Consider the following 16035-nt stretch of genomic DNA (forward strand, 5'->3'; position numbering starts at 1 on the left):
GACCATCGGCGCGGCCGGTTGGAGGGAAAGCCACCATGACCACCATGCGAACCGTGACGCAACAGCACCTCGGCGGACCCGAAGTGCTCGAACTCGTTGCAGTCGACAAGCCCGAGTCGGGCCCCGGTGAGGTCCTCGTCAAGGTCCACGCCGCCGGGATCAACCCCGTCGACGGGAAGTCCCGGGCCACCGGCGGCCTCCAGGGCCGCCGACCACCGTTCCGGCTCGGGTGGGACGTCTCGGGAACGATCGAAGCGGTCGGCTTCGGCGTGCGGCTCTACAACGTCGGCGACGAGGTGTACGGCATGCCCCGATTCCCGCATTTCGCCGACGCCTACTCGGAGTATGTGACCGCCCCGGCGCGGCACCTCGCGCCCAAACCCGCCGGACTCTCCCATGTGGAGGCAGCGGCGCTGCCGCTGGCCGCACTCACCGCCTATCAGGCACTGGTCGACATCGCGAAGCTCGAACCGGGCCAGAAGGTCCTGATCCACGCCGCCGCCGGCGGAGTCGGGCACCTCGCCGTCCAGATCGCGAAGGCCAAGGGCGGGTATGTGATCGCGACCGCCAGCGCCGCGAAGCACGAGTATCTCCGCCGCATCGGGGCGGACGAGGTCATCGACTACACCGCGGTCGACTTCGCCGAGGCGCTGAGCGGCGTCGATGTCGTGATCGACGCGATCAGCAGCGAGGACTACCAGACGCGTTCGGCGAAGGTGCTGCGCGACGGCGGCGCGCTGATCAGCCTCGCCGGTCCCGTGGCGCTGCCGGAGGCCGAGCGGCGGCGCATCGAGGCCGGGTTCATGCTCGTCGAACCCGATCTCGCCGCACTCCAGTCGATCAGCGCACTGGTGGAAGCGGGGAAGCTGGAGCCCACGGTATCGGCGACCTTCCCGCTGGAGGAAGTGGCCAAGGCCCACGAGTCGCTGGAGTCGGGTCGCACGATCGGCAAGATCGTGCTCACGGTCGCCTGACCGGGCCGCGTGCCGGTGACCTGGCAACTCGTCCGCCACCGGTCTCACGCGGATCTGCGGGATCCCGCGCGCGGTCCCCGCCAGGTGCCACACCCCTCCGCCGCCGCGGAGGCCGCGCGTGGCGGTCGGGCCCGGACCCCCCCCCCCCCCCCCCCCACCGCCCGCGCGGAGACGGCGCCACGCAGGAGCCACGAGGATCAATTCGAGCGGGTCTGCTCCACCCAGGAGCCGTGCAGCCCCGCGTAGACCGAGTCCGCCTCGGCGGCGAGATCGGCGTGCGGGCCCTGCTGCACGAGGTTCCCGGCATCGAAGACCAGCACCTCGTCGGAAGTCTCGGCCGTCGACAAGCGATGCGCGATGATCACCGTGGTGCGACCGCGGGTCACCGCGTCGAGCGCGGAGGAGAGCCGCAGCTCGGTGGCCGGGTCGACGGCGCTCGTCGCCTCGTCGAGGACGAGCAGGTCCGGGTCGGTCACGTACGCGCGTACCAGCGAGACCAATTGGCGCTCACCGACACTCAGGTTCGCGCCGCTCTCACCCAGTTCCGTGTCGAGTCCTGCCGGGAGCGTCTCCAGCCAGTCGTCGAGGCCGAGCTCGGCGAACGCCACATAGATCTCCGCATCGGTCAGGTCGGGCCGGGCGAAGCGGACGTTGTGCGCGAGAGTCCCGTTGAACAGGAAGCCCTCCTGCGGCACCATCGTCACCCGGCCGCGCAGGGACGCGAACGTGACCTCGGTGAGCGGGACGCCGCCGATGCGCACCGACCCCGAAGTCGGGTCCATCAGACGCGTCAGCAGCTTCGCGAACGTGGTCTTCCCCGAACCGGTCTCACCGACCACCGCGACCTTCGCGTGCGCGCGGATCTCGACGTCGACGCCGTGCAGGACCTCTTCACCGCCCGGGTAGGCGAAGCGCACGCCCTCGAAGCGGACCCCCAGGGGTCCTTCGGGAAGGACCACGCCGTCAACCGGGTCGGCCACATCGGGTTCGGTGTCCACGATGTCGAGCACCCGGCGCCAGCCGGAGACCGCGTTCTGGGCCTCGTTGAGCGTCTCGGTGCCGATCACCACCGGCTGGGTGAAGAGGATGACGAGGAACAGGAACGCCGTCAGCTCGCCCACGGTCATCGACCCGTCCGCGACCAGGAACGCCCCGAGGACCACCACGACCACATTGACGCCCAGGTAGACCAGCTCCCCCGCGCCGAACGAGAACGCCGAGCGGCTGATCGCCCGGGTCTGGTCGCGCCGGTGCTCGTCGATCGAGGCGTCCAGCCGCTCGCTCGTGCGCGAGCCGACCCCGTACGCGCGCACCGTGCCCGCCCCGACCACCGACTCCGCAACGGCCGAGAGCATTTTGGACACGCTCTTGCGGACATCCGTGTACGCCGCCGCCAGATGTCCCTGCAGCCATTTGATCAGCCAGGTCACCGGGATGAACACGATCCACACCGCGATCGCCAGCTGCCACGAGTAGACCGCCATGACCACGGTCGCCACGACGATCTGCGCCGCCGCCGTCACCAGGACCATGCCGCCCTGCTGCAGGAACGTGCTGACCTGGTCGATGTCGGTGGTCACGCGGGCCGTCAGCGCGCCGCGCCGCTCCGACTGCTGGTGCAGCATCGAAAGGTCGTGGATGTGCCGGAACGTCCTGCGCCGGAGCGACGCCAGCGCGTGCTCCGAGATGACGAACAGACGGCGGTTCATCAGATAGTTCGTGCCGGTCGTGACCAGCAGGGCCGCGACGCCGAGCGAGGCCACCAGCACGACGTACCCGATGTCGGGTCCGCCTTCGCCGAGCAGGCCCTTGTCGAGGACCTGCTGCGCGCCGACCGGCACGACCAGGCGGCCGATCGAGGTGACGGCGGCGAGGAACACGGTGAAGCCGAGGCCGCGGCGCAGTTCGGGTGAGAGCCGGAGGCCGCGTTTGACGGTCTGCCACGGGCCGGGTTGCGTCCGGGTGTCTTCCTGCGGGCTCACGCCGTGGCCTCCTCGTCGTTGAATTCGCCTTCGAATTCGCGTTCGGCCTCGGCCCGTTCGTAGGCGGTGACGAGGTCGGCGTAGGGCTGGTGGGTTTGCAGCAGGTCCTGGTGGGGGCCGCGGGCGGTGATGCGGCCGTCTTCGAGGAAGACGACTTCGTCGGCGAGGGCGATGGTGGCTCTGCGGTAGGCGACGACGAGGACGCTGGCGACGTCGGCGGAGTGTTTGAGGCCGGTGAGGATCTGGGATTCGACCTTCGGGTCGACGGCGCTGGTGGCGTCGTCGAGGATGAGGAGTCGGGGGGTGCCGGCGAGGGCGCGGGCGAGGGTGAGGCGCTGGCGCTGGCCGCCGGAGAGGGTGGTGCCGCGTTCGCCGACTTCGGTGTCGAGGCCGTCGTCGAGGGCTGCGGTGAATTTCTCGGCGCCGGCGGCCACGAGGGCGTCCCAGAGGCGGTCGTCGGTGAGTCCGGCGCGGTCGAGGGCGAGGTTGGCGCGGATGGTGTCGTCGAAGACGAAGGGGACCTGCTGGACGAGGGCGGTGGTGCGGGCGAGGGTCGCGTGGGTGAGGTCGCGGAGGTCTTCGTGGTCGAGGGTGACGGTGCCGCGGGTGGGGTCGATGAGACGGGCGGCGAGGTGGGCGAGGGTGGATTTGCCGGAGCCGGTGGCGCCGACGAGGGCGACGGTGGTGCCGGGTTCGACGGTGAAGGTGACTTCGTGGAGGGCTTCGTGGCCGTCGGGGTAGGCGTAGGCGACGGCGTCGAATTCGAGTCGGGCGGGGGTGGTGGTCTCGGGGAGTTCCTTGGTGCCGTAAGTCATGTCGCCGGTGGCGGAGAGGACGTGGTCGACGCGGCGCCGGCCGACGACGGAGCCGGGGAGGTCGCCGAGGACCCATCCGATGGCGCGGACGGGGAAGGCGAGCACGGAGAACATGAAGGAGACGGTGACGAGCTGGCCGAGGTCGATCGCGCCGGCTTCGAAGCGGGCGAGGCCGACGAGGAGGGCGACGAGGACGCCGACCTCGGGGAGGCCGGAGATGGCGGGTTCGAAGGCGGCGCGGAGCCGTCCGACGCCGATCATGGCGTCGCGGAGTGCTTCGGCGGAGGTGCTGAAGCGTTCGGTCTCGGCGGCTTCGCGGCCCATGGCCTTGACGACGAGGGCGCCGTCGAAGGATTCGTGGCCGACGGCGGAGACTTCGGCGCGGAGTTCCTGGGCTCGTTTGGCGCGGGGGGCCATCTTGGTGGCGAAGAGGGCGTTGAGGGCGAAGAGGGCGGGGAACATCCCGAGGGCGACCAGGGCGATGGCCCAGTCGATCCAGAAGAAGGCGCCCATGGCGACGACGACCATGAAGAGGGTGCCTACGGCGAACGGCAGCGGTGCGAGGGGGCGGGTGGCGGCTTCGACGTCGGCGTTCGCGTTGGAGAGGAGGGTGCCGGTGGGGTGTCTCTGGTGCCAGGAGACGGGGAGTGCGAGGTAGCGGCGGGTGATGCGGCGGCGCCAGTGGGCTTGGACGCCGAACATCATGACGCCGGCGCCGATGCGGCGGGCGCACATGGTGGAGAAGCGGACGATGGAGGTGCCGAGCAGCGCGGCCGCACCGACCATGACGGTGCCGAAGACGACTTCGCCGTTCTCATAGGCGGGTACGGCGATGGCGGAGACGACCCAGCCGACGACGAAGGAGAGGAAGAGCGTGACGGCGGTGTTGGCCATGGCCCCGGCGGCGCCTACCGCGAACGGCTTGGGCTCGAGCCGGATCATGTCGCCGATGTTGCGCAGTCCTTGGCGGAGGATGCGGTCGTCAGCGGGCTGATCGTCGAGGGACGATGCGGCGGCGCCGGTGGGCAGCGTCATTGGGTCTCCGGTCGGTGGGTGCGGGTGCCAGCCGTCGTGTGCGCTGGCTAGCCGGTCGGCAAGCAACCGCTAGCAATCATGCCTCGCGTGGGCGACAGTCGCCAACCGCAATTCGACCCTGCGGCACCTCCCGGCGCCGTCACGCACCGTTCGCCACGCATCGACAGCGTGTCGTACCCCTAGGTCAGGGTTGAGACCGGGGGCCCACCGATGTCCTTTTTGCCGGGACTCTCCGCTCACATTCGCGGCCGAGATCCGCGGCGGATTGCCCGGCTCACCGGGCGGGATCGATACCGACCCGGTCTCGGCGGCGCTTGCGAGCCGTCAGTCGGCCGAACCGTCCGATTCGCGGTGACCGTCACTCGGGCGGCCCCGGCCGCTTCACCGAACCGCGTGGCCCGCTTCGCGCAGCTCCCGCTTGACCTCGCCGATGCTCACGTCGCCGAAGTGGAAGATCGAGGCGGCGAGGACCGCGTCGGCGCCGGCGTCGACCGCGGGCGGGAAGTCGGCGGCTTTGCCCGCGCCGCCGGAGGCGATCAGCGGGATGTCGACGGCGGCGCGGACGGCCGCGATGAGTTTGAGGTCGAACCCCTGCTTCATGCCGTCCGAGTCGATCGAGTTGAGCAGGATCTCCCCCGCGCCGAGTTCGGCTGCGCGGGCGCACCATTCGACGGCGTCGAGTCCGGTGGGACGCTTCTGGCCGCCGTGCGTGGTGACCTCCCAGCCGGAGTCGGTGTCGCGTCCGGAGGCGACGTCGGCGGAGAGCACGAGCACTTGGTTGCCGAACCGCTCGGCGATCTCGGAGATGACTTCGGGCCGGGCGATGGCGGCGGTGTTGATGCCGACCTTGTCGGCGCCGGCGCGCAGCAGCCGGTCGACGTCGTCGGGGGTGCGGACGCCTCCGCCGACGGTGAGGGGGATGAAGACCTGCTCGGCGGTGCGGGCGACGACGTCGTACATGGTCGCGCGGTCCCCGGAGGAGGCGCTGACGTCGAGGAAGGTGAGTTCGTCGGCGCCGGCCGCGTCGTAGGCGGCGGCGAGCTCGACGGGGTCGCCCGCGTCGCGCAGGTTCTCGAAGTTCACGCCTTTGACGACCCGCCCGGCATCCACGTCCAGGCAGGGGATCACTCGCACCGCAACAGTCACGGGGCAAGCCTACAGGCGGAGGTCGTCGTGTCGTCCGCCATATTTCCGCACCGGACTTGAACGTGTTCAAGACAAGGTGTAGTTTCGAGCCAGAAGTTGAACATGTTCAACTCAAGCCTTGAACCCCGCAGAGAACGGAGCACTGTCATGGACGACCTGACAGTCATCGGCTACATCGCCTACCTCCTCGTCGCCATCCCCCTCACCGTCTGGGTCGCCCGCACCCTCGGCGCCAACGGATACCACTTCATCAAGGACGTCTTCGCCGGCGACGAGCAGCTCGCCCGAGCCGTCAACAAGCTCCTCCAGGTCGGCTTCTACCTCCTCAACTTCGGCTTCGTGGCACTGTGGCTGCGCACCGCCGACCCGATCCTCACCGCCCGCGGCATCTTCGAGACCGTCGCCGTCAAGATCGGCGCCGTGCTCCTCGTGCTCGGCGTGCTCCACGTCCTGAACGTCATCGTGCTCAACGGCTTCCGCAAGCGCGCCCACGTCGACGCCCGCACCCTCGCCACCCTGGAACCGCCGATGCCGCCGCGGGCATACGGCGCCTGACCCGAAGTAGGATCGCCTGCGTGAGCACCGAAGCCGAGTCTTCCGACGCGTCCGCCCGCCTCTCCAAAGGCGAGCGGACGCGGCAGCGCATCATCGAGACCGCGCTCGACATGTTCGCCGAACGCGGCTACGACAAGACCACGATGCGGGCGATCGCCGCCGAGGCCGGTGTGTCCGTGGGCAACGCGTACTACTACTTCAAGTCCAAGGAACACCTCATCCAGGGCTTCTACGAGCAGGCCACCACCCGCCACGCGGAGCTGACCCCGCGCCTGCTCGACGGCAAGGAGACGCTCGCGGAGCGGATCGAGGCGGCGCTGCTCGCCTGGCTGGACATCGCCGGGCCCTACCACGCGTTCGCGGGCCAGTTCTTCAGGAACGCCGCCGACCCGTCGAGCCCGCTGAGCCCGTTCTCCGCGGACTCGACGGAGAGCCGCGACCGGGACATCGCGCTCTACCGGGAGGTCCTGGAGGGCTCGAAGACGAAGGTCCCCAAGGACATGGCGGACATCCTGCCCGAGATGCTGTGGCTCCACCAGATGGTGGTGGTCCTGTACTGGGTCTACGACGCCTCCCCCGGCCAGGAGAAGTCCCGCGAGCTGGCGCAGCGCACCGCGCCGCTCGCCGCCCGCGTCGTCGCCCTGTCGCGCCTGAAGATCCTGCGGCCCTTGGTGAAGCAGGGCGAAGAGCTCGTACGGGACTTCCTCATCACCAGACGCCCCCAGTAGACGCCGAACGGGGCCGGCGGGGCGAGTGCCCCGCCGGCCCCGTTCGGCCTGTCTCACAGTGGTTCGCTCAGCCGGCGGCTCAGCAGTCGCGCAGCTCCGGCGACTGGTTGAGCAGCTGCCCGCGAGGGGAGATGAACTTGCGGTACGTGTCCGAGTCGACCTCCGCCAGCGGGAACGCCGCGATACGGTGGCAGTTCTGGAACGCGAGCTTCACGCCGTAGTGGCGCTCGAGCGCACCGCGCATCGAGTCCGAGGCCAGCACCCGCAGCAGCTGGCCGCGGGACTGCTCGTCCGGCGGCGGCGTGGTGTTGTCGGCGAACTGCGTCGAGCCGCTCGACGAGACCACCCCGTTCTTCAGGTCGTTGACGACCTTCGCGATGAGCTCCCACGCGAACGGCAGCGACTGCTTGACGCAGTCGATGAAGTCGGCGTCGCCGACCTCCCCGGCCTCGGCCTTGTGCAGCAGGTCTTCAGAGACGTCAAGGGACATGCGTTCTCCTCTCGGTTCGAATCGGTTCATTGTGCTCGGTCGCGGTGACTCTCCGCTGTCGGGAAATCGACGCAGACAGGTCCTGAAACAGTTCAGTCCGATGTGCGAGCGTCCAGGCGGGCCGCACGGCGCTGTGCGGCCCTCCGGTCAGACCGTCTGGGCGCGGAGCAGGTGCTCCCCGAGGACGAATCCGGGCACGATCTGGTCGGCGAGGTCCACGCCGGCGCGGTCGTTGCCCCAGGCCAGCGCGGCCTTGCGGTGGAAGTCGTGGGCTTGGCGGGTGAATTTGGCCCAGTCCTTGCCGTCGGCGACGGCCCGTTCGCGGGCGGCGTCGAGGACGGCGAGGTTGTCGGGTTCGAGCGCGTCGACGGGGCCGACGCTGCCGCGTTCGGCGGCCTTGACGTACTTGGAGCGCGTGCACCAGCCGATGAGGGCGTCGCCGACGTGCCCGCGGAGGAACGCGATGTCGTCTTCGTCGTCGATCTTGTTGCCGATCACGGAGATGCGGACGTCGTAGTCTTCGGCGTAGCCGAGGTACTGCTTGTAGACGCCGACGCTGCGGAGGGTCGGTTCGCACACCAGGAAGGTGTGGTCGAAGCGGGTGAACATGCCGGAGGCGAAGGCTTCGGCGCCGGCGACCATGTCGACGACGACGAATTCGCCGGTGCTGTCGACGAGGTGGTTGAGGAGGAGTTCGACGGCGCCCACTTTGGAGTGATAGCAGGAGACGCCGAGGTCGTCGTCGACGAAGCCGCCGGTGGCGGCGAAGCGGATGCCGTCGTGTTCGGTGAAGAGGGTGTCGAAGACCGGGTTGGATTCGCCGACGGCGAGGAGTCGGGAGCCGGGTCCGGGCGGGGTGGTCTTGAGCATGAGATCGGCGGACGGGATGAGCGGGTTGGAGCCGCGCAGGTAGTCCTTGATGTCGCCCAGGTGCTCGCCGAGGACGGGGCCCATGGCGGCGGCTTCGGGGTCGAGGCCGAGTGCGGCGGCGAGGTGTTGGTTGATGTCGGCGTCGATGGCCATGACCGGGTGTCCGAGTGCGGCGGCGCGGCGTGCGAACAGCGAGGCCATGGTGGTCTTGCCGGAGCCGCCCTTGCCGACGAAGGCGAGTTTCATTGTCGTGGTCCCCCACCAGTTGATAATGGTTTCTGATTTCAATAGTAGGGTATCAGGGCCCGAATGTGCCTGTGCCTCATATGTACCGGTTGCGGAGCGTGACGCGGAAGTGCCCGGTCTGGTTGCATCGGCGCTCTTCCGTGGCGGCGGGCCGGCCGTGCCGCACCGACGGCGAGGGCCCCGTCGCGGTGATGCGACGGGGCCCTCGGTAGTGCGTGGTGCGTGATGTGCGGCGTGCTACTCGGCGATGACGGCGGCCTGTTCGATCTGGTGGACGCGCGCGGCCGGAGCGGCGGTCTTCTTGCGCAGGCGCCGCTCGGCCAGGACCACCAGCTTCGAGAGGGCGTAGGCCAGCACGAAGTAGATGAACGCGGCGATGACGAGCGCCTGCAGGAAGGAGTTGCTGTAGTCGCGGCCGATGATGTTGGCCGAGTGCAGCAGCTCGGGATAGGTGATGACGTAGCCGAGCGACGTGTCCTTGAGGAGGATCACCAGCTGCGCCAGCACCGCCGGGAGCATGTTCCGCAGCACCTGCGGCAGCACGATCAGCCGCTGGACCTGCCCGTGGCTCAGGCCGACCGCGTACCCGGCCATGGCCTGGCCCGGCGGCAGCGCCGCGACGCCGGCGCGGAGGATCTCGGCGAGCACCGCGCCGTTGTAGATGCCCAGGCCCAGAACGAGGAACGTGAGGCGCCGGGCGTCGCTGGACCAGCCGAGGGTCTCGGAGGTGAAACCGAAGTACCCGTCGATGGTGAAGGAGATCCAGATGAGGAGGATCAGCGGCAGGGCCCGGAAGAACTGGACGTACGCGGTGGAGGCCCAGCGGGTCAGGCCGAACCGCGAGATCCGTCCGAAGCCGAAGACCACGCCGAGGACCAGCGCGAGGATCGCGCCGAGCGCGAAGGCGGTGAGGGTGTCGAGGATCGCGGGGATCCAGGTGGTCTTGACGACCAGCGCGTCCAGGGGGTTGACCCACCGGGACTGCTCGAAGAAGCCTTCGCCGGCGAGCACGCTGGCGACGTAGGCCAGCACGCCCAGGATGACGACTGCGGAGATGATGGAGGCGATGTTCGAATTGCGGCGGCCCTTGGGGCCGAGCGCGTCGAACAGGACCGTGCTCTCGTGCTGTCTGCTCATGAGTCACCCGCTCTCATCGGACGAAGGCGGTGCGTCGCTCGATGAGCCGCACCAGGTAGCTGAGGATGAAGGCGATCAGCAGGTAGCTGACGGTGACGCCGATGACGACGCCCCAGAGGTCGAAGCGGCTCTCGTTGTCCTCGATGAGCCGCCGGGACTGGGCGGTGAGCTCGGCGACGCCGATGGCGAGCACCAGGGCGCTGTTCTTGACCAGGGCGATCAGGAGCGAGCCGAGGGGTGGGATGACGGCGCGGACGGCCTGCGGCAGGATCACCGTGCCCAGCGACTGCCCGAACGTGAGCCCGACAGACCTCGCGGCCTCGGCTTGGCCGAGCGGGATCGAGTTGATGCCCGAGCGCAGTGTCTCGCCGACGAACGCGCCGGTGTACATGCCGAGGCCGAGCAGCGCCCAGACCCAGTTGTCGGCCACGATGCCGACCTTCGGCAGGCCGAAGTACATGATGAACAGGACCGCCAGGAGCGGGATGTTCCGGAACAGCTGGGTGTAGGCGTTGGCCGCCCAGCGCGCCGGGAGGGCGGGGCTCACGTGCATGATCACCAGGATCGTGCCGATGACCAGGGCGATGGTGTAGCTGGAGAGCGTGACCCACACGGTGGTCCAGGCGCCCCTGCCCAGGGCCGCCACCATGAGGTCGAAATTGTCGAACAAGCGGACTCCTCCATAAGGCGGGCGGCGGCGGCCGCTTCACGCGGGCGCCGCCGCCGTACCGAATGTTGCTGACCTAGTAGCGGTTCGGGACCGGCATCTCGGCCGGGGTCGGCATGCCGGCGGCGCCGAAGGTCAGGTCGAAGGCCTTCTGCCAGTCGCCGTTGGCGATGGCCTCGTCGATCATGTCGTCGATGAACAGGCGCGCGTCGGTCTCGCCGAGCTTCATGCCGATGCCGTAGGGCTCCTCGGTGAAGATGTTCGCGGAGTCGAGGACGCGGAACGCGTCGGGCTTGTCGACGGTGAAGCCGTAGAGGATGGTCTCGTCGGTGCTGACCGCGTCGGTCTGGCCGTTCTCGAGCGCCTCGGCGCAGGCGGCGTAGTCGGCGAGCGGCGTGATCGTGGCTTCCGGGTTCTCCTTGGCCAGGTTGTCGATCGAGCCTGAGCCCTCGGCGATGCAGACGTCCTTGCCGGCGAGGTCGGCCACCGAGTTGATGTCGGTGTTGTCGGCGGCGACCATGACGTTCTGGCCGGTGTCGAAGTACGGGCCGGCGAAGTCGAACTTCTCGAGCCGCTCGGGGTACATCGAGTAGGACGCGATGACCACGTCGACGGTGCCGTCGTTGATGTAGGTCTCGCGGTTCTGCGAGGTGGTCTCGACGAACTGGAGGTTGGCGTCGTCGCCCTCCTCGTCGACGGTGCCGAAGATGCGCTGCGCCAGCAGGCGTCCCATTTCGGCGTCGAAGCCCTCGATCTTGCCGGTGGCGGTGTTCTTCTGGCCGATGAGCGGCTGGTCGAACTTGGAGCCGACGACGAGGACGCCCTTGTCCTGGATCTGCTTGATCAGGCCGTCTGGGATCTCGGAGGCCTGCTCCATGGAGTAGGCGCCGACCTCGTCCTCGAGCTTGTCCTGGTCCTCCTGGTCCTGGCTGGCTTCGCCAGAGCAGGCAGCGAGCGACATGGCCACGGCGGCCATGGCCGCGACGGCGGTTCTACGGAACATGCGCATTCGGATGTGTCCTTTCCTAACGGGCGAACGGTGTGGTGGTTTCGGGTGGCTCAGTGGGTCATGACCTTGGCCAGGAAGTCCTGGGCGCGCTCGGTCTGCGGGTTGTCGAAGAACTCGTCCGGCGTGGCGGTCTCGACGATCTGGCCTTCCGCCATGAACACGACCCGGTTGGCGGCGCGGCGGGCGAAGCCCATCTCGTGGGTGACCACGACCATCGTCATGCCCTCGCGGGCGAGGTCCTGCATGACGTCGAGGACCTCGTTGATCATCTCGGGGTCGAGCGCGGAGGTCGGCTCGTCGAACATCATGAGCTTCGGGTCCATCGCGAGGCCGCGGGCGATCGCGACGCGCTGCTGCTGGCCGCCGGAGAGCTGCGACGGGAAGGCGTCGGCCTTCTCCGACAGGCCCACGCGCTCGAGGAGCTGGCGGGCGCGGGCGTCGGCTTTCGCCTTCGGCGTGCGGCGCACTTTGATCGGACCGAGTGTGATGTTCTGCAGCACCGTGAGGTGCGCGAACAGGTTGAAGTGCTGGAAGACCATGCCGACGTCGGCGCGCAGGTTCGCCAGCGCGCGGCCCTCGGCCGGGAGCGGCTTGCCGGCCACGGTGATATCGCCACTGTCGACGGTCTCGAGCCGGTTGATGGTGCGGCACAGGGTGGATTTTCCGGAGCCTGAGGGTCCGATGAGGACCACCACCTCGCCGTCCTCCACGGTCAGGTCGATGTCCTTGAGCGCGTGCAGGTCTCCGAAGTGCTTGTTGACGCCGGAGATGCTGACCATCGGTGTCTTCGGCTGCGTTGCTTCCATTCGTGTCCCTGTTGTCGTGTGCAACCCTCGACTGGCGCGGGGCGAGCGGATTGTCTGAAGTACCTGGAAATAGTAGTGTGACAGCTCACGCGCGGTTAGCGGGGCGGCCCCAGCCGCAACTCGTCGGCAGTTGAGCAACAGTTTTATAAAGAACGACTTTCACATAACGGGTGCGACTCGCGGTTGGAACATGCGTGACGCGCACGGCGTCCGGTGGCCGGGCGGGCGTTGCGGGGATTAGTGTCGTTGCATGACCGCAACCGTGGGAACCGCGAGCGTCGCAGGCGGGAAGATCACCGTCGAACGGCGCGGCCTGGTGGACTACCAGGAGGCCTGGGACTACCAGAAGGAGCTGCAGCAGCGGCGGATCGACGACGAGATCGGCGATACGGTGCTGCTCCTCGAGCATCCGAGTGTGTACACCGCCGGGCGGCGGACCGAGACGTGGGCGCTGCCGCAGGACGGCACGCCTGTCGTCACCGTCGACCGGGGCGGGCAGATCACCTGGCACGGGCCGGGGCAGATCGTGGGCTACCCGATCATGAAGATGCGCAACAAGGTCGACGTCGTCGGGTACGTGCGGCGGGTCGAGGACACGATCGCGGCGGTCTGCCACGAGTTCGGGGTGACCTCGGCGCGCGGGCGGATGCACGACCGCACGGGCGTGTGGCTCCCGGAGGACGACAAGGGCCCGGAGCGGAAGATCTGCGCGATCGGCGTGCGGGTGCGGTGGGCGACCACGATGCACGGTTTCGCGTTGAACTGCAACCCGGACATGAGCCACTGGGAGCGGATCGCGCCGTGTGCGATCACCGATGCGGAGGTCACGAGCCTGTCGCAGGAGTTGGGCCGTGACGTGACGGTCGAGGAGGTCCTGCCGGTGGTGGAGAGGCATCTCGGGCTGCTGCTCGAGGGCGACTGAAGGCTTTGGTGGAACGGGCGCGGCGCCCGGCTCGATGCGGGCCGCCGCGTCCGTTTCCTGTCGTCTAGGAGCAGGCTTCGTAGGGTTCGGGCTGCTCGGCGGCGAGTTCGGGGGTTTCGCCGAGGAGGACCTTGAAGATGTTGTTCCAGGCGTCGGATTCGGGGTAGAAGATCTCCGAGTGCGAGTGGACGCCTTCGACGGGTTTGCCGGAGATGCCTTGGTCGGCGAGGCTGAGGCCGTAGTCGTCAACGGCGTCGGGGGCGTCCGAGAGGTTGCCGGTGACGAGGTTGCGGTTGCCGGGGAAGTCGTCGGGGTCGGCGCCGTGGCCGAGGAGCGGCACGTAGGGCATGCCCTGGACGTAGGAGATGGGGTCGCCGGGGCCGGTGATCGAGTAGCGGGGGCGGCAGGGCTCGGTGTAGTCGGCGGGGCTGTAGACGTCGTTGCCCATGCCGGCGGAGGCGATGTGGAGGACTCGGTCGGCTTCGAGGTCGTAGGTTTCGGCGTAGCCGATGACGGCGCCGCCGTAGGAGTGGCCGGTGAGGGTGAGCGGGGTGTCTTCGCCGATCTGGTTGCGCAGGTCGAACGTGAAGGAGGCGAGGCTTTCGGCGGCGACCTGGGACCATGAGGCCCAGGATTCCTCGATCCAGCCGGAGGGCCAGGAGGCGGCGGCCCAGACGACGATGGCGAGTTCGCCGTCGGCGGCGTCGACGAAGGATTTCGCGCGGTTGTAGTAGAGCTCGAAGTTCTCGCTGGAGAGGACGGCGGAGCCGCCGGGGACGAGGACGGCGACGTGCTCGGCGGTGTGGAGGTCGCCGACGACTTCGATCCAGGAGCCGTCGCCGTTGTTGTTGTAGGGGTCGAGGTAGAGGAACCGGCGGTCGGTGCCGACGAGGGCTTGGAGCTCTTCGCGGGCGGGGCGCTCGGCTTCGTCGGTCCAGGGCCGTGAAGGGCTGTCGTAGGCGGTGGAGGCCGTGGTGGTGGCTTCGAGGATGAGCTGGTTGGCGGTGATGCGGGCGTCGAAGGGGGCGCCGGGCATTTCGGCGACGACGGCGGGGTAGAGGACGGCGAGCCAGGCGGTGGCGTCCTCGCCGAGGTCGGTGAAGAAGGCGTTGACGTCGAGGGGGTCGAGGTCGCCGCCGGCGTCGTCGAGGGCGGCGAGGGCGGCGCCGAGCTCGCCGGAGTCGGCGGTGGGTTCGGCGGCGACGAGCGCGGCGGCGGTCGCGGGGTCGGCGAGGGCCGTCTCGAGTGCGGCGGCGGGGTCGTCGCCGGGGACCGGGGCGTCGGAGCGGAGCGCGGCGAGTTCGCTCGCGGGGTCGGCCGCGAGGACGGGGACCGCTTGAAGCTGGTCGGCTTCGGCCTCGCCGAGGCGGGTCAGGCCGGCCAGGTAGACGAGCGCGAAAACGGCGACGGCCGTCACGACCGTCGCACGCCACCACCGAAATCTCACCGGGTCAGCCTAACCGGTGACGCCCGGGCGCGGCGAACGCTGCGCGTGTGAGGGGAGCCTCCGGGGCGGGAAAACGGGGACACGGATCGAGGCGCTGAGGGCCGTGTCGCAGGCCCGGTCTCGGCGAAGCTCGCGAGCCGTAATCGGGCAGGGTCGCAACCCTGGCACCGGGGTGCGACATTGTCGGGCGGGTTCCGCGCGGGGTGGCGCGGTTCACGTGTCGCCGGTCAGGCGGCGGTGGCGGTGTAGCGGTTGCCGTTGGCGGTGAGGGTGAGCGGGAGGCCGAAGGCCTTCGAGAGGGTCTCCGAGGTGAGCGCCGCCGCGATCGGGCCGGCGGCGACCACGCCGCCGCCGGAGAGGACCAGCGCGTGCGTGAACCCGGGCGGGATCTCCTCCACGTGGTGGGTCACGAGGACCAGCGCCGGCGCGGCCTCGTCGCGGGCGAGGCCCGCGAGGGTCGCCACGAGCGCTTCGCGTGCGCCCAGGTCGAGGCCGGCGGCGGGCTCGTCGAGGAGCAGCAGTTCAGGGTCGGTCATGAGCGCCCGGGCGATGAGGACGCGCTTGCGCTCGCCCTCCGAGAGCGTCCCGAACAGCCTGTCGGCGAGCTGCGCGACACCGAGCCAGCGCATGAGCGACGCGGCCCGCTCGTCGTCCTGCGGGTCGTACTCCTCGCGCCAGTGGCCCATCATGCCCCAGGCGGCGGTGCGGACCACGTCGAAGGCCTTCTCGTCGTTCGGGATGGCGTCGGCGACCTGGGTGGTGGTCAGGCCGATGCGCGGGCGCAGTTCGAACACGTCGACGCGGCCGAGGCGCTCGCCGAGGATCTCCACCACGCCCGAGGTCGGGTGGTTGCGGGCGGCCGCTAGGTTGAGCAGCGTCGTCTTCCCGGCGCCGTTGGGGCCGAGGACGACCCAGCGCTGTGCGGCGTCGACTTGCCAGTCGACGCCGTCGAGGAGCTGGTTGCCGCCGCGTCGGACGGTGACGCCGGACAGGTCGAGGACGCGTTCAGACTGAGCCACGGGTCAATGAAACCACGGGCCCCGGACGAACGGTCGCGGGCGGCCCTCGGCGGCGGTGCTACGACACACGGGCGAATGCCCGTCGGCGTCCCGGAGTGAGTCCCCGGGCCGTGCAACGACGCCGCTTCCGGCGGCGTCTGACCTAGGGACGCCGGTCCCGCGGGCGGAGGCGCGCCCCAGCGCCGCC

Annotated in this window: 15 protein-coding genes; 4 read left to right on the forward strand and 11 right to left on the reverse strand. The window is 69.4% G+C overall.

The features are described from left to right. Positions 1-44: 44 nt before the first annotated feature. Positions 45-974 carry an NADP-dependent oxidoreductase gene (locus JHY01_RS01985; protein ID WP_374199477.1) on the forward strand — a complete coding sequence of 310 codons (930 nt, stop codon included), beginning with the start codon at positions 45-47 and terminating at the stop codon, positions 972-974. A 197-nt stretch (positions 975-1171) separates the two neighbouring features. Here JHY01_RS01985 and JHY01_RS01990 read toward each other — a convergent pair whose 3' ends face one another. From JHY01_RS01990 to hisF, 3 genes are all read right to left on the reverse strand, one after another. Next, complete coding sequence (locus tag JHY01_RS01990; RefSeq protein WP_205323906.1) at positions 1172-2956, reverse strand: ABC transporter ATP-binding protein; 1785 nt, start codon at positions 2954-2956, stop codon at positions 1172-1174. Beyond that, positions 2953-4806: an ABC transporter ATP-binding protein gene (locus tag JHY01_RS01995; RefSeq protein ID WP_205323907.1), complete on the reverse strand. Its 1854-nt coding sequence runs from the start codon at positions 4804-4806 to the stop codon at positions 2953-2955. Before JHY01_RS01995 ends, JHY01_RS01990 begins: the two co-directional genes overlap by 4 nt. Positions 4807-5187: 381 nt before the next feature. Beyond that, entirely contained in the window at positions 5188-5952 is a 765-nt protein-coding gene (gene hisF, locus JHY01_RS02000) for an imidazole glycerol phosphate synthase subunit HisF (protein WP_205323908.1), read from the reverse strand. Positions 5953-6099: 147 nt separating this feature from the next. Here hisF and JHY01_RS02005 point away from each other — a divergent pair, with 147 nt between their 5' ends. Continuing rightward, positions 6100-6507: a hypothetical protein gene (locus JHY01_RS02005; protein WP_205323909.1), complete on the forward strand. Its 408-nt coding sequence runs from the start codon at positions 6100-6102 to the stop codon at positions 6505-6507. A 20-nt stretch (positions 6508-6527) separates the two neighbouring features. Then, positions 6528-7235, forward strand: a complete 708-nt coding sequence (locus tag JHY01_RS02010) for a TetR/AcrR family transcriptional regulator (RefSeq protein ID WP_205323910.1) — start codon at positions 6528-6530, stop codon at positions 7233-7235. 79 nt (positions 7236-7314) lie between these two features. On the opposite strand, the gene JHY01_RS02015 is transcribed toward JHY01_RS02010, so the two are convergent. The 6 genes from JHY01_RS02015 to JHY01_RS02040 form a co-directional block, all read right to left on the reverse strand. Beyond that, positions 7315-7725, reverse strand: coding sequence for an SCO5389 family protein (locus JHY01_RS02015; RefSeq protein WP_205323911.1), 411 nt, complete (start codon positions 7723-7725; stop codon positions 7315-7317). 147 nt (positions 7726-7872) lie between these two features. Next, positions 7873-8841, reverse strand: coding sequence for an ATP-binding protein (locus JHY01_RS02020; protein WP_205323912.1), 969 nt, complete (start codon positions 8839-8841; stop codon positions 7873-7875). A 237-nt stretch (positions 8842-9078) separates the two neighbouring features. Then, positions 9079-9978, reverse strand: a complete 900-nt coding sequence (locus JHY01_RS02025) for an amino acid ABC transporter permease (RefSeq protein WP_205323913.1) — start codon at positions 9976-9978, stop codon at positions 9079-9081. Positions 9979-9991: 13 nt separating this feature from the next. After that, positions 9992-10648 (reverse strand): amino acid ABC transporter permease, encoded by a 657-nt coding sequence (locus tag JHY01_RS02030; protein WP_205323914.1) that lies wholly within the window; start codon positions 10646-10648, stop codon positions 9992-9994. Between the two features lie 73 nt (positions 10649-10721). Beyond that, positions 10722-11648, reverse strand: a complete 927-nt coding sequence (locus JHY01_RS02035) for a glutamate ABC transporter substrate-binding protein (RefSeq protein ID WP_205323915.1) — start codon at positions 11646-11648, stop codon at positions 10722-10724. Between the two features lie 56 nt (positions 11649-11704). Further along, complete coding sequence (locus JHY01_RS02040) at positions 11705-12460, reverse strand: amino acid ABC transporter ATP-binding protein (protein WP_275889633.1); 756 nt, start codon at positions 12458-12460, stop codon at positions 11705-11707. A gap of 250 nt (positions 12461-12710) precedes the next feature. Between JHY01_RS02040 and lipB the strand changes: the two genes are divergently transcribed. After that, positions 12711-13382: a lipoyl(octanoyl) transferase LipB gene (gene lipB / locus JHY01_RS02045; RefSeq protein WP_205323916.1), complete on the forward strand. Its 672-nt coding sequence runs from the start codon at positions 12711-12713 to the stop codon at positions 13380-13382. 64 nt (positions 13383-13446) lie between these two features. Here lipB and JHY01_RS02050 read toward each other — a convergent pair whose 3' ends face one another. Together JHY01_RS02050 and JHY01_RS02055 are read right to left on the reverse strand one after the other, a co-directional pair. Further along, positions 13447-14829 (reverse strand): alpha/beta hydrolase, encoded by a 1383-nt coding sequence (locus JHY01_RS02050; RefSeq protein ID WP_205323917.1) that lies wholly within the window; start codon positions 14827-14829, stop codon positions 13447-13449. A 227-nt stretch (positions 14830-15056) separates the two neighbouring features. After that, positions 15057-15848: an ABC transporter ATP-binding protein gene (locus tag JHY01_RS02055; protein WP_205323918.1), complete on the reverse strand. Its 792-nt coding sequence runs from the start codon at positions 15846-15848 to the stop codon at positions 15057-15059. Positions 15849-16035: the final 187 nt, after the last annotated feature.

This window comes from Glycomyces sp. YM15 (assembly GCF_016918015.1).
In the GTDB taxonomy this organism is placed as follows: domain Bacteria; phylum Actinomycetota; class Actinomycetes; order Mycobacteriales; family Micromonosporaceae; genus Glycomyces.

Excerpts from the sequence above, each read along its gene's own strand:
- JHY01_RS01985 (WP_374199477.1), top strand. The coding sequence starts at position 45 with ATGCGAACCGTGACGCAACAGCACCTCGGCGGACCCGAAGTGCTCGAA.
- JHY01_RS01995 (WP_205323907.1), bottom strand. The coding sequence starts at position 4,806 with ATGACGCTGCCCACCGGCGCCGCCGCATCGTCCCTCGACGATCAGCCC.
- JHY01_RS02005 (WP_205323909.1), top strand. The coding sequence starts at position 6,100 with ATGGACGACCTGACAGTCATCGGCTACATCGCCTACCTCCTCGTCGCC.
- JHY01_RS02015 (WP_205323911.1), bottom strand. The coding sequence starts at position 7,725 with ATGTCCCTTGACGTCTCTGAAGACCTGCTGCACAAGGCCGAGGCCGGG.
- JHY01_RS02020 (WP_205323912.1), bottom strand. The coding sequence starts at position 8,841 with ATGAAACTCGCCTTCGTCGGCAAGGGCGGCTCCGGCAAGACCACCATG.
- JHY01_RS02025 (WP_205323913.1), bottom strand. The coding sequence starts at position 9,978 with ATGAGCAGACAGCACGAGAGCACGGTCCTGTTCGACGCGCTCGGCCCC.
- JHY01_RS02035 (WP_205323915.1), bottom strand. The coding sequence starts at position 11,648 with ATGTTCCGTAGAACCGCCGTCGCGGCCATGGCCGCCGTGGCCATGTCG.
- JHY01_RS02040 (WP_275889633.1), bottom strand. The coding sequence starts at position 12,460 with ATGGAAGCAACGCAGCCGAAGACACCGATGGTCAGCATCTCCGGCGTC.
- lipB (WP_205323916.1), top strand. The coding sequence starts at position 12,711 with ATGACCGCAACCGTGGGAACCGCGAGCGTCGCAGGCGGGAAGATCACC.